Annotated in this window: 11 protein-coding genes; 10 read left to right on the top strand and 1 reads right to left on the bottom strand. The window is 48.6% G+C overall.

What is annotated here, in order from left to right; genetic code table 11:
- Positions 1–13 precede the first annotated feature (13 nt).
- The 10 genes from ACOQOE_RS16040 to merA all read left to right on the top strand — a co-directional run bounded on the left by ACOQOE_RS16040 (position 14) and on the right by merA (position 12,020).
- The gene (locus tag ACOQOE_RS16040; RefSeq protein ID WP_420554457.1) at positions 14–766 is read left to right on the top strand and encodes a hypothetical protein; all 753 of its coding nucleotides are present in this window, start codon (positions 14–16) and stop codon (positions 764–766) included.
- Positions 767–814: 48 nt separating this feature from the next.
- On the top strand, positions 815–2,260 hold the full coding sequence (locus ACOQOE_RS16035; protein WP_420554456.1) for a peptidoglycan-binding domain-containing protein: 1,446 nt from the start codon (positions 815–817) through the stop codon (positions 2,258–2,260).
- 463 nt (positions 2,261–2,723) lie between these two features.
- The gene (locus tag ACOQOE_RS16030) at positions 2,724–3,668 is read left to right on the top strand and encodes a thioredoxin family protein (RefSeq protein WP_064663594.1); all 945 of its coding nucleotides are present in this window, start codon (positions 2,724–2,726) and stop codon (positions 3,666–3,668) included.
- A gap of 2 nt (positions 3,669–3,670) precedes the next feature.
- The gene (locus tag ACOQOE_RS16025) at positions 3,671–5,059 is read left to right on the top strand and encodes a conjugal transfer protein TraH (protein WP_064663595.1); all 1,389 of its coding nucleotides are present in this window, start codon (positions 3,671–3,673) and stop codon (positions 5,057–5,059) included.
- A 3-nt stretch (positions 5,060–5,062) separates the two neighbouring features.
- Entirely contained in the window at positions 5,063–8,632 is a 3,570-nt protein-coding gene (locus ACOQOE_RS16020) for a conjugal transfer protein TraG N-terminal domain-containing protein (protein WP_420554455.1), read from the top strand.
- Positions 8,633–8,729: 97 nt separating this feature from the next.
- Entirely contained in the window at positions 8,730–9,119 is a 390-nt protein-coding gene (gene merR, locus ACOQOE_RS16015; protein WP_028867973.1) for an Hg(II)-responsive transcriptional regulator, read from the top strand.
- A gap of 84 nt (positions 9,120–9,203) precedes the next feature.
- Positions 9,204–9,551 (top strand): mercuric transporter MerT family protein, encoded by a 348-nt coding sequence (locus tag ACOQOE_RS16010; RefSeq protein ID WP_028867974.1) that lies wholly within the window; start codon positions 9,204–9,206, stop codon positions 9,549–9,551.
- Positions 9,552–9,610: 59 nt separating this feature from the next.
- The gene (gene merP, locus ACOQOE_RS16005; RefSeq protein ID WP_028867975.1) at positions 9,611–9,886 is read left to right on the top strand and encodes a mercury resistance system periplasmic binding protein MerP; all 276 of its coding nucleotides are present in this window, start codon (positions 9,611–9,613) and stop codon (positions 9,884–9,886) included.
- A gap of 15 nt (positions 9,887–9,901) precedes the next feature.
- Positions 9,902–10,309 carry an organomercurial transporter MerC gene (gene merC / locus ACOQOE_RS16000; protein ID WP_196575170.1) on the top strand — a complete coding sequence of 136 codons (408 nt, stop codon included), beginning with the start codon at positions 9,902–9,904 and terminating at the stop codon, positions 10,307–10,309.
- Positions 10,310–10,346: 37 nt separating this feature from the next.
- Positions 10,347–12,020 carry a mercury(II) reductase gene (gene merA / locus ACOQOE_RS15995; protein WP_028867977.1) on the top strand — a complete coding sequence of 558 codons (1,674 nt, stop codon included), beginning with the start codon at positions 10,347–10,349 and terminating at the stop codon, positions 12,018–12,020.
- Positions 12,021–12,125: 105 nt separating this feature from the next.
- Here merA and eexR read toward each other — a convergent pair whose 3' ends face one another.
- The gene (eexR, locus tag ACOQOE_RS15990) at positions 12,126–12,557 is read right to left on the bottom strand and encodes an entry exclusion protein EexR (protein ID WP_028867978.1); all 432 of its coding nucleotides are present in this window, start codon (positions 12,555–12,557) and stop codon (positions 12,126–12,128) included.
- Between the last annotated feature and the right edge of the window lie 37 nt (positions 12,558–12,594).

Genomic DNA, 12,594 nt, shown 5'->3' with positions numbered 1-12,594 from the left:
TTGAGAGGCATGTATGGATAACAAAGACAATAAACGCGGATTTTCTGGGCTCTCCGATCTGACCTCGGACACCAGGGCTATTCCTCAGGCTCAACCCCGTCAAGCCAGCCCACAGCCATCGACACCTCAAAAAACGGTGTTCGCCTTGTTGGAGTTGACCAAGTGGCCAACTCTTCCGGCTCCATGGTCGAGCGTTGACAGCGGCGAGACCTGGGTCTGGGGGGATTTCTTCCTGACATTCCAGAAAAAGCCGAAGACCGTTCTTGACCTCACCATGGAAATGCAGGGGAAGAAGGCCGAGTACGGAGGTATGACCTACCACTACGCCATGTCGGTTTTCTACCGCATCGACAGGAATCCTCACGGGCCATCGCACCGTCCGATTATGACCGTTGCCCTAGAACAGGCCGATATGGGCATGCTGGCCAAAATGCTCGGCAGCGAAGCTGGCGAACTCCTTCAAGCCGAGGGTGGCAGCAAAATGGGGCCGCTGATGATCGGACTCTTCACCGGCGAGACACGATTGAACCTCGGAGAATATGAAGGCGGCACAAGCTCTCAGGCAGTCAAGCAGAGGTTTTTCGAGATCTTGGGTCGACAGTTGGGAGTAAGCGGCCAGCCAAAGATGATCGGCGACCTGGCGCAGGCGCATGGACATCCGGAAACGGGACTGCCCGCCAAAAAGAAAAACTCTGGATGCGCTCCGGTGATACTTTTGTGCATTGGGATTGGCGGTCTGGGCGCTTGGGGGCTGACGTTCATATGAGGGAGCTCGGCATGAAATTTATGTGCGAAACGGAAGGGGTCGATGCCCATGGCTGGTGATAACAACAAGGACAAAAAGGGCTTCTCCGGGCTTTCAGACTTGGCATCCGAGGTTAGTGGTATCGATGAGCCCATAAAGCCGGAGCCAAAAGCGGAGGCTAAGCCCTCAACGCCTAAGCAACCACCCCAGCCCCAGCGGGAAACAACGTCTTTCGAACCCGAGCGTAAAACCACAAGCTCTCCTCCACCCGTCGAAACCTTGAACTCCGGTAAAAGCGGCGGCGGTTCGGGGGGCAAATGGATTCTTGGAATTATCGGCGTCATCTTTGTGATCTGGCTGATTAATAATGTAGAGCAGAGCAACAAAAAGCCTTCATATACTCAGCCATCGTCGTCACAGAGCTACGGTTCCTCGAAGAGCACACCGGCTCCGGTTACTCAAACGCAAAGCAACACCCAAAGTGCCGGGCTGCAATATACAAAGCCTTCGGTCGGCTCCAATAACGTATTGTCCGTACCGGAAATTCGCTGGTGTATCCGCGAAGGCATTCGTATTGAAGCGATGCGCGACATCATTGATAACAATACGGGCATCGATGAGTTCAACCAAATCGTCAATGATTACAACAGTCGCTGCGGGAGCTACCGTTATCGCGAGGGTTCCCAGTCTCGAGCTGAACGTGATGTGGAAGCCTACAGAACCCAGATTGTCTCGGAAGCCATTCGCGAGGCCAAACAGCTGGGACGTTCCTATCAACCCTCCTATCCATCGGTTTCGCCAGGCGTATCGAGCAGCACCGCTCCCAAGAAGCCCAATGCCCAATACACCAGAGAGGCACAACAGCTTCTGACCGATCTCGGCTATGCCCCCGGTCCAGTGGATGGTGACTATGGCCGCCGGACAGCCGACGCGGTAAAGGCCTTTCAGCGTGATGCAGGTATCACCCAGGATGGTTGGATTGATGAAGATTTGCTGAGCACACTACGGAGAGCAAAGGCCGCTTATAAACAGCCAGCCTATCAGTCTGAGCCGCAGAGCCAGACAAGTTTGCAGCCGCGTTCCAGCACCCCTCCGGCTACTGCTACAGCTAAACCAAAAAACCTCTCCTACAAGGAACAGTCTAAGTACGATGCTTCACAGCGTCTTCGCAGGCTTGGTTATGATGTGGATTGGCGAACCAACTCTTTAACGGACATGCTCGATGCAGAATCTAGGATCGGTACGGCGAACCGCCTCGCCCGGCTCGGTTATAAGGTGGATTGGCGAACAAGCTCTCTGACGGACATGCTTGACGCAGAATCCAGGATCGGCACGGCGAACCGCCTTGCCCGGCTCGGCTATAAGGTGGATTGGAGAACAAGCTCTTTAACGGATATGCTTGACGCGGAATCTAGGATCGGTGCGGCGAATCGCCTCAAACGGAAAGGAATTTCAGTAGATTGGCGAAACTACTCGCTAACACAGTTGTTGAATATGGAGTATGGGCAGAACTGACCTGGGCCGTTTATATTTTCAACGGATTTTGTCAAGTCGCTATCTGGCACAGCATCAGCGGAAATTTCGAAGCGAGATGATTCACGAATGCCTTGGACTTCGGAACACACTAAATGGCTCGTCGACACCGGCGAACGACTGAAAACTGCCGACGGAAAGGAGCTCGAGGTCTGGGAGTTCCGTCATGAGAAATATGAGGCAGTGCTCCCAGCCTGAGAGAAACACTTCAGGAATTACCACCTGGGATCAGCAAATCGACTTTATTCTGAGCAAACTTCTGCAACAGCATTAATTAACCAACTTAACAATTGCCTGCTAGAATATTCACAACCGTGGTCCAGAAATAAGTGGTTTGTCCTGCGATACATAGTCAGAAACACTCACAATTCCTTCATCTATCTGGCCAATCGCTCTAACGGGGATCTTTAGCATGTTAGCTATGTGAAATTTTCTGGAGCTGACAATGAGAACCCCCTTGTTCCCTTGGTTCATCCTATGGGTGACCATCCCAATCATTATTTTCTTGCTATTCATCTTGCCCGCCCATGCCAGTGATGGGCAATTCTATCAGCGTGGTCAGGAAGGCTGGTTTTGGTATCAGGTCATTCCTGAACCTGAGCAGCCTGATGAGCTGATAGAGCCGGAAGCTGGTGTCGTGGAGTCCAGTCAGAGTGAGCTAAAGCCCTTCAGTGCCGCATGGTTCCGAGAGCATATGCAATCGTTTATGGACAAGGCAATTGATGAGCCTACGAATGAGAACGTCAGAGCCTATCTGTATCTTCAGCGCGTTATGATGGATAAGGGCTCACTATTTGCTGATGTTAGCCAGCAGGTGGTCATGGGCGATCCTGTTTTGGATGAAATCAGTCGCAGACCCTTGGCGACCTATGCTGCCAATCGGATGGATCGAGAAGCTGGTGCTCAACGGGATGTTGCTTTAGGTGAGATAGCAAAACGGGCTGGCTTGTTCTTCTTCTATCGTTCGGATTGCCCTTACTGCCATGCTCAAGCGCCAATTATTGAGTCCATGGCCTTGAACTACGGTTTCAAGGTGTTTGCTATTGCTGTCGATGGCTTGCCTTTACCTGGTGGAGAATTTCCAAACTACAAAGTCGATTCAGGACAAGCTCAATCCCTGTCGGTTACGACTGTTCCAGCTGTGTTCTTAGTAGACCCGCCTAATGTTATTACTCCAATTGGCCAAGGTGCAATGAGCCTTGATGAGCTCAATAATCGAATCATTCTAGCAGCCCATCAAGCCGGTTGGATTGACGATCAAACTTACTATGCAACCAGACCTGTTCAGCCCGGCGTGTCACTCGCGATGTCAGCCCAAGAGCTTAACGAGAAGATATTACAGGACCCTGAGTTCCTTGTTCGCTATCTGCGTGCACAAGGAGGGTTATAACGATGAAAAAAGTATTCCAAGTATCGCTAATCGCCTGTGCGATTGGTTTTTCTTCTATAAGCCAAGCAAGCTTGCAACAGGAGATGAACCAGTTATTTGGTTCAATGACCAACACCACTGCGCCTGGTGTATTCGAGAGTCAGCGGCGTGGCGTTATATCTGGCGGAAGTGTTGTTGTCCGTAACAGAATCATGAACGAGAACCTCGTCTCTATGGTGCCTCCATCATTCCAAGCAGGTTGTGGCGGCATTGATATGTTCGCTGGAAGTTTGTCATTTGTTAATGCTGATCAGTTCGTTCAATTACTTCGCTCTGTAGCGGCAAATGCCAAGGGGTACGCATTCCAATTGGCGCTAAGTGCTATGTGTGAGAAATGTTCCCAGCACATGGAGACTCTGCAAAAGAAAATCCAGCAGTTGAACGAGTATTTTGGCAATTCCTGTCAAATGGCTCAGGGAGTCGTGAACGATACACTGGCCGCTTTTGGTAAGAAGGGGCAAACAGAAGCCAGCATGTTGAGCTCACTTAAAGGGGCTGGAGACATTTTTACCAGTTGGAGTGAGTCCAACGGTAAGAACCCTTATGAGAATGCTTCAAGTGTCGCGGCATCTGATGTGAATAAAACGATTAAAGGTAACTTGGTCTGGCGAGCACTGAAACGTCATTCGGCATCAAGCTGGTTTGCATCGGGGGATGACCGTTTTCTTGAAGCGGTTATGTCGGTGACGGGGTCGATCATCGTTGGTGATTTGGCTAATGCGGCTGATGGTCAAGGTAAAGCCCCAAAACTGACCAGATTGAATGGCAATAAAGTGACTATTGAGCATCTAATTCATGGCGGTAACGTCGCTATGTACCGATGTGACACAGTGACACAAGACGGCTGTCTGAATCCGACAATTACTAACGTGACTCTTACCGGGTTATCAACTCAGGTAGAAAATTTACTTCTTGGTACAGGTTCTAGTAACGGCATTATTTTTAAGTTTGCTCGAAATACAGGGGCTGCTAGCACCACCGAAAAGGCTTTTATGACCTCGGCTCCCGCGAGCATTGGGGGGATGATTCGAACACTTTCTGCATTAAATGAAGGGGCCGCTAGGTCGTTTGCTTCAAGAGCGGCACCATTTATTGCTGTTGAGATGGCCCGAGCATTGGTTGAAGACATGCTCAATGCAGCTAGAAGCACCTCTGGTGTGGAAGATCATGCCTATGCGAAGTTGTTAACGGAAGACCTTGAACGTGCACGTCGCCAAATCAATGAGGAATACGCCGCGTTACAGCGAAGATACGGTTCAGAGCAAGAATTGCTGGCGCATTTTAACCAGGTGATTCAGACCATTCGCAAGCAGCGTTATTACACCGTTAAATCTACGGCACTGGGGGAATAGGTCATGTGGGAGATCTATTCCATCGGGGATTCGGCATTTTTAGAGCAGGTCTTGAACGCTGTCGCGATGATTACTGGTACAGGCGACTTTACTTCAATGGTTCGCATTGGCTTGCTCATTGGGGTATTGATGGTCTCTGTTCAGGCCTTAATGCAAGGTGGTCGAGGGATTAACTTTCAGCACGTTTTAGTCTCATGGCTAGTCTTTGCAACCATGTTTGGACCCAGTACCCGTGTGAGCATTGAGGATGCGTACACGGGACAAGTTCGAGTGGTTGATAATGTGCCCATCGGTGTTGCTGCCGCAGGCAGTACAATTTCGACTGTTGGATTTCAAATCACGCGATTGTTTGAAACGGCGTTCTCAACCCCCGCCATGACGGAATACGGCTTTGCATCCAGTTTACAGTCACTGATTAAAGTGAGAAAACAGGTGATGGATCGCTCTGGGTTGGGTGATGCAAATCGTGTCGGTGGCTCAGATATCGAGCAATCGTGGTTTAACTACATCAAAGAATGCACCTTGATTGGCATCGACATCGGCCAAAAGAACCTAGATCAGGTGCTGAGTGATCCTAACCCGATGACTGCGATTAGGTTTGATTCGCGCATATATGGCACACGCATCATGCTCAGTGGTAGCAGTAGCGATCTGGACTGCACCGATGCCTATAGCCAACTGAAACTCATGACAGAATCAACCTTCATTCCAAGGCTTAAACAGGTTTTGTCAGCCTCATTGGGGACTTCGTCAGCAACGGATACTGATGACGTGATCCGAAATGCACTGAATAATCTTGGTTTGGCCTCGGTTAACACCCAAGAGTACATGACCTCGTCGGTGCTTTTGCCTATTTATGAGCAAAGCGTGACGGGCAAGTATATGGATGATCAAGCTTTCACCGCTGCCGTGATGGTTAACCAAGCGATTGAGCAGCGCAATACGCAATGGGCGGCGGAGCAGACCCTGTTCCAAAGTATCGTTCGTCCGATGATGACGTTTTTTGAGGGTTTCATTTACGCCATCACCCCATTGATGGCCTTTGTGATTGCCCTTGGCCAAATCGGGATGCGAATGGCCGGGAAGTATTTGTTAATCCTGCTTTGGATTCAACTTTGGATGCCTGTCATGGCCATCATTAACCTGTATATTCATTTAACCGTTGCAGGGAAAATGTCGGCTCTTGATGCCTTTGCAGGTACAGAAGTACCATCTTTTGCGGGGATGATGCAGATGGATTCAGTGCTGCAAACCTGGATAGCTACTGGCGGCATGTTGGCGTCGAGTGTTCCGGCAATTTCGCTCATGCTCGTGTATGGCTCAGCAATAACTGCAACCCACTTGGCTGGACGTCTTCAAAACGGTGATGCCATTGATGAAAAGATGGCAAGTCCAGATGTCGCGAAAAATGCCCCGGTAATGCAATCACAGTCAATGTTCCAGAATTCAGCCCTTACGGGTTCTGCTATGACCGGAGCGTCAAACCTACTAAGCAGTTTCTCTGTAGGAAGCGCAGTGGGTTCAATGGTCGGCTCTGCAAAAGAATCCATGACTCAAGCAACTCAAGCCTTTAGCCGTCAAGTTGGCAATACCATGAGCCGAACTTTTGGTGAAAAGATAAGTTACGACAACCTTTCTTCGGTTGGACGTCAGATTGGTTCTTCTAATTCCGCATCTAGCGCCGTTGTTAATCAGGTCACTGATGACCTGCAAACACGGTATGGTTTCGGAGACGATAAAAAAGACGCTGTACGTGGCTTGGTATCTGGCGTGTTATCGGGAGGCCTAAGGGTCGGTGGAGATGGAACTATTACAAATACCGGTGATAAAGAAGTAGCAGATAAAGGGTTCTTGGGAAGATTACTTGGTACAGGGGGGAATGACTCCCCACAAGGTAACTTGCCTGGAGTCGATAAGCCTGAATCCTCAAGAGTGCCCAAAATATCACGGTTACGAGCAGGCTTGGATTTAGGTGGAAACTTTAGTGGCCAAGTTGAGTCGTCAGAAGGCAGTTCTCGATCCACGACCGCAAATACGCTCACTGGGGAGATGCAAAGCTTGGCATCGAGTGATTCACGACGTGCTGAGTATCGCGATGCAATGGTTAAGGACCTTTCAGATTCAAGACGTTCTGGCGTTGAAATGTCGTTGTCTAACCAAGACTATCAGTCACTTCAGAGTTCAGCACAAGACGTTATCACGGCATCAAACCGCTTTAGTGAGCTTGATCAGGCCAGCTATAGTCTATCAGGACAAAGGAACACGGATGGTGCGACGTTAACTCGATTAGCAGCGGATAATCCTGAAGTCATGGATTATTTAGGTCGCTATATGAACCAGCATGTGGAAGCAGGTAACCGATTACGTGAAAACCTTCCAATGTATCAGCGCTTGCTACCTGATGATAATCAGGCGTATGTGGCCGCAGCTATGGAGTCTTTAACCTATAGCAACTCATCGACGCCCGCTGAACGAGACAATGATTATCAAGCAGCAATGACTGTTATGGCCATGGCTACCGGAGCCGATTTACGATCAATTCAACCGCGCTCTAATGAAGGCTTGTCATCAGCTGCACCTACTTTTGGTAGCACTCAAAGCCAAGTCGAATCGGATGTATTGGGCGGCTACGAGGGTGCTGCAACTGTTCAAACTCAGTTCAACGCAGCTCAATCGACTTACCAAACTAATTTGTCTGGTGTTGATGGACAACTAAATGCGCATCAACAACAAGCCCAACAGGCCGTAGTTTCTGACACAAGTACCTATCAATCTGGACTAAACAGAGAAGCTGGCTCTCAGTGGCGATCTCGCATTATGGCTGATGATAGCGGAGTTTCTGGTGCTGAAATGTTCTTCAACAGCGCCAGTGCTATTGGTGACTTCAGTGGCAAGCATACTGATGCAGCACTGCATACCTTGAATCACTTTGGCGAAGACTATGAGAGTTACAAGGAGCAAGCACTTGAAGACCCTAGCTCACGAGGTTTCTTGCACAACGCAACGGTGGCCAGTAAATCAACCTGGGATGGCTTAAAAGCAGCCGTTGACGCAGGAACCTCTTTGGAAAACCCATTGACGGCGTTTAATGATGCATACAGTGGATCGAGTTCGCAGTATGCCTCCGAAGTAAACTGGGGCACGAAGTCTGAAGCCATGTTGGCTGGGGCATTCGGTGCGGCAGTTAACAATCGATATGGTGAGTTCTTAGAACAGTACGCCGATGATTTTAAACAGGAAGCATACAGCGAAGGGCAGAGAATGGGATTGACCCCGATTCAAAGTCAAGTTTTCGCTCAAGCTTTCAATGAAGGTTTGGCGGGGCGCGTTTTCAACTCTGAAGACTCATCGAGTTGGTCGCCTGAAATGCTTGGTCTAAGGGAGCAAATGCTAAATGAGTATCGTCAAAAGGATGAGAGTGGCGCTTACATCTCTGACAGTGTGTCTGATGAAGATAAAGCATTTGTGGATAAGCAGATTGCAGTGATCTCAAATGCATCCCTTGCGGGAGATTATGCTCAGAACAACTTGATCGATATTAGGGCATATAACCAGGCATCAGGAAATAAATAAAACAAGGAGTAGAAGCTCAAGGCTAACGAAGTTTTATGGCTTAATTACGTAGATAGGGATATATTTCTCCGTACTTAGATACGGAGAAATATAACACATGTACACAATTGGAAAATTAGCCGAACAAGCTAGTATCAATGTTGAGACTGTTCGTTATTACGAACGACGTGGTCTTATAGAAAAACCTGAAAAACCGCATCTAGGCTACCGACTTTATCCTTTGGCAACATTAAACCGAATAAAATTCATTAAACGTTCCCAAGATCTTGGGTTCACTTTGGAAGAAATCTCCAATTTACTCAGCCTTAATGACACTCCCTGTATAGAAGTGCAAGAAATGACTTTACACAAGCTTGCAAGTGTGAAAGCCAAAATAGCAGGTCTTCGCCGCTTAGAAACCGTTCTCACAGAATTATTGAATGAGTGTAATTCTAATACTAACCAATCCCACTGTCCCATTATTGATTCCCTACTTCCTGAAGATTAATAATGAGTCAAATTTTATCTTGACTCCGTAGTTGGGTACGGGGTTTAAGCTTGTTTTACTAAAGTACGATAAGTAGAGTGAGTTATGTCAAAAAGTAATCCCAACTTTCCAATCATCGGCGGTGTTATTGCCGCTATTGGCGCTGGTCTTTGCTGCGCTGGTCCTTTCGTCTTGTTGCTGCTAGGCGTGAGTGGCTCCTGGATTGGTAATTTAACCTTGTTAGAACCTTATCGTCCCATTTTTATCCTGCTGGTTTTAGCCTTATTTGGCTTCGCAGGCTGGAAGGTCTATCGCCCCGTCGAGGACTGTGAGCCAGGCACCGCCTGTGCAGTTCCTCAAGTGCGAAAACGTCGGCAGGTGATCTTTTGGTTAACGGCACTGACTGCGTTGGTTTTAGTCACCAGTAATTATTGGATTGTCTGGTTCGCCTGATGACGATTTCTAACCTTTTATTTTGATTAAATCTTTATGGCTTGCTCTTGGAGAAAATTATGAAAACACTCGCCCTAATGTCCCTGTTCGTACTGACCAGCCTGAACGCTTTAGCTGCCCCGAAAACAGTTACTTTGGAAGTCCCAACCATGAACTGTGTGACCTGTCCCTTTACCGTGGAAAAAGCCTTACAAAAAGTCGATGGCGTCAGTAAAGCCGAAGTGACCTTTAAGACCAAACTGGCGGTGGTCACCTTCGACGACGAAAAAACCACGGTAAAAGCACTGACCGAAGCCACCACTAACGCGGGTTATCCGTCAACGCTCAAGGAGTAAAGCATAGAAATGCTAATACGGTTACTGACCCGGTTCGGCGATAAGATTAGCTCATTGGGCGCGCTGGTTTCTGCTATGGGATGCGCCATGTGTTTCCCGGCCATTGCCAGTCTGGGCGCTGCGGTAGGACTGGGTTTTCTCAGCCAATGGGAAGGTCTGTTTGTTAGCACGCTATTACCCCTGTTTGCCTGGATTGCCTTGGTACTCAACGGACTTGGCTGGTTCAGCCACCGGCAATGGCACCGTAGTGCGCTGGGTGTGGCCGGCCCCATTTTATTGCTGTTATCGCTCTATCCGTTTTTCCAGTACGGCTGGAGCAGCTATGTCACCTATTCAGCATTAGGCCTGATGGTTGCCGTATCGCTTTGGGATATTTTTTCACCGGCGAATAAACGCTGTGATGATGACAGCTGTGCTGTTTAACACGACGCAATGCCTGACTACTATTTGAGGAAAACGAATGATCTTACTATCGATAGAAGGGATGACCTGTCCAAGTTGCGTCGCCCACGTTAAAGAAGCACTCGATGCGATCGAAGGCGTTAATAAGGTTGAAATATCTTATGAAAACGCCAGAGCAACGATCACCACGAACGGTGGGGTCAGCGTAACCGTTCTCATTGGAGCAATAGAAGCTCTCGGTTATATCGCAAAAGAATCCACTGGCACTGCAAAAGAAATTACTTCACCGAACGACTGCTGTGACAACGAAAATGCAAGCAACACTGAAAGCAACCAAACTCAACATGTGGCGATTATCGGTACGGGTTCCGGCGCTTTTGCCTGCGCTATTAAAGCCGCTGAAGGTGGTGCCAAGGTCACTCTTATTGAGGGAGCCGATGTGATTGGCGGCTGTTGCGTGAATGTCGGCTGCGTACCCTCAAAAATTCTAATCCGCGCCGCTCAATTGGCTCAGCAGCAACGCAATAATCCCTTTACCGGACTGGAAAATCATGCGCCCCAATTGAGTCGAGCCTTGTTGACTCAGCAGCAGACCGCTCGGGTCGAAGAGCTGCGCGCGGCAAAGTACCAGAATATTCTGGAGACAAATCCTGCGCTTAGTTTACTTAAAGGTTGGGCGCAATTTAAAAATGCCAACACCCTGATAGTCAGAAAAAATGATGGAACCGAGCAGGCAGTTCACGCCGATAAAATCCTGATCGCTACCGGCTCCACGCCAACCATTCCTCCTATTGATGGTTTAACTGAAACACCTTATTGGACCTCTACCGAAGCGCTGTTTGCTCAGGAATTGCCGCAGCACCTGGTCGTGATTGGTTCGTCGGTTGTAGCGCTGGAAATTGCCCAGGCTTATCGCCGTTTAGGCAGTGAAGTCACCATATTAGCAAGACATACATTGCTTTATCGGGAAGATCCCTTGCTCGGTGAAAAACTCACCGGATGTTTTGAAAAAGAAGGCATTCGAGTATTAAACAGTACGCAAGCTACCAAGGTGACCCACGATGGAAGCCAATTTACATTGGAAACTAACGCGGGCGATCTACGCTGCGATCGTTTGCTGGTAAGCACCGGGCGACACGCCAATACTTGCCAACTCAATCTGGGCGCGGTGGGTGTTACGACCAACAAAAAGGGCGAAATCGTTGTTAACGAACGCATGGAAACGAATGTTCCCGGTATTTACGCCGCCGGAGACTGCTGCAACATGCCGCAATTCGTCTATGTCGCCGCGGCCGCCGGTAGCCGTTCCGGCATCAACATGACGGGCGGATACGCCAAACTGGATCTATCCACCATGCCAGCAGTGATTTTTACCGATCCCCAGGTGGCAACTGTTGGGCTCACGGAAGAGCAAGCCAACGCACAAGACATTGAAACCGACAGTCGTGTATTGGAGATGGAGAACGTGCCGCGCGCACTGGCGAATTTCGAGACCGATGGTTTTATCAAATTGGTGACGGAAAAAGCCACTGGCCGCCTGATCGGGGCGCAGATTCTGGCGCATGAAGGTGGAGAACTGATCCAGAGTGCGGCGCTGGCGATCCGCAACCGTATGACGGTGACGGAATTAGCCGACCAGCTTTTCCCTTACCTGACTATGGTGGAGGGTTTGAAGCTCTGCGCCCAAACCTTTAACAAGGATGTCAAAGAACTGTCCTGTTGTGCTGGGTAACGAACTTGAGTTGATCCGTATTCATTGATGGAAATGGCATTTTTCATTCGTAGTACGAAAGTGCCAATCAATTTTTTGAGTATAAGTAAAAAAGCAGTCAATTTACTATGACCTTGTTTTTTTAGGGAGGATAGATGAGCGACCATCTGCAAATTCGTTTACCCAGTACCAATATTTTTTTTCGCTCAGGCTTAGTTCTCGACCGGTATCTTTCAGTTGTCTTTGAAATAAATGGATTAGTCCGCTTAAGCCTAAGAAGGCTAAACCGACACATAAAATTGTCCAACTCGCTTGCCAATATGCGATTGCTAAAAACATAGTGGTGATGGTTATAAGGCCGATAGGACTAGCAATTGCTTTGAATCCCAAGTAGCTGAAAAAAACGATGGTGCAAATCAGAAATGGCAAAGCCGCTAACTTGGCAGATGCCGTTAATATTTCTGAGGGAAAAAAATGAGCCGCAGCCAAAGTCGCCAGAAAAAGCCCCAGTGATATAAACCAGCAGCGTGCTGGTAAAGATTTAAGTAATTTTATCATCTTAGTACTCTCAAAGTGCACGGGCGGTGCACAATCA

It is taken from the genome of Neptuniibacter marinus (assembly GCF_965223595.1).
Classification (GTDB): Bacteria; Pseudomonadota; Gammaproteobacteria; order Pseudomonadales; family Balneatricaceae; genus Neptuniibacter; species Neptuniibacter marinus.
The sequence above is the reverse complement of the archived record's forward strand: the minus strand, read 5'-3'. Positions and strand labels throughout refer to the sequence as shown.

What these genes read in the sequence shown, in the direction of transcription:
- ACOQOE_RS16020 (WP_420554455.1), top strand. Translation starts at nt 5,063, where the DNA reads ATGTGGGAGATCTATTCCATCGGGGATTCGGCATTTTTAGAGCAGGTC.
- merR (WP_028867973.1), top strand. Translation starts at nt 8,730, where the DNA reads ATGTACACAATTGGAAAATTAGCCGAACAAGCTAGTATCAATGTTGAG.
- merA (WP_028867977.1), top strand. Translation starts at nt 10,347, where the DNA reads ATGATCTTACTATCGATAGAAGGGATGACCTGTCCAAGTTGCGTCGCC.
- merP (WP_028867975.1), top strand. Translation starts at nt 9,611, where the DNA reads ATGAAAACACTCGCCCTAATGTCCCTGTTCGTACTGACCAGCCTGAAC.
- ACOQOE_RS16010 (WP_028867974.1), top strand. Translation starts at nt 9,204, where the DNA reads ATGTCAAAAAGTAATCCCAACTTTCCAATCATCGGCGGTGTTATTGCC.
- ACOQOE_RS16035 (WP_420554456.1), top strand. Translation starts at nt 815, where the DNA reads ATGGCTGGTGATAACAACAAGGACAAAAAGGGCTTCTCCGGGCTTTCA.
- ACOQOE_RS16040 (WP_420554457.1), top strand. Translation starts at nt 14, where the DNA reads ATGGATAACAAAGACAATAAACGCGGATTTTCTGGGCTCTCCGATCTG.
- eexR (WP_028867978.1), bottom strand. Translation starts at nt 12,557, where the DNA reads ATGATAAAATTACTTAAATCTTTACCAGCACGCTGCTGGTTTATATCA.
- ACOQOE_RS16030 (WP_064663594.1), top strand. Translation starts at nt 2,724, where the DNA reads ATGAGAACCCCCTTGTTCCCTTGGTTCATCCTATGGGTGACCATCCCA.
- ACOQOE_RS16025 (WP_064663595.1), top strand. Translation starts at nt 3,671, where the DNA reads ATGAAAAAAGTATTCCAAGTATCGCTAATCGCCTGTGCGATTGGTTTT.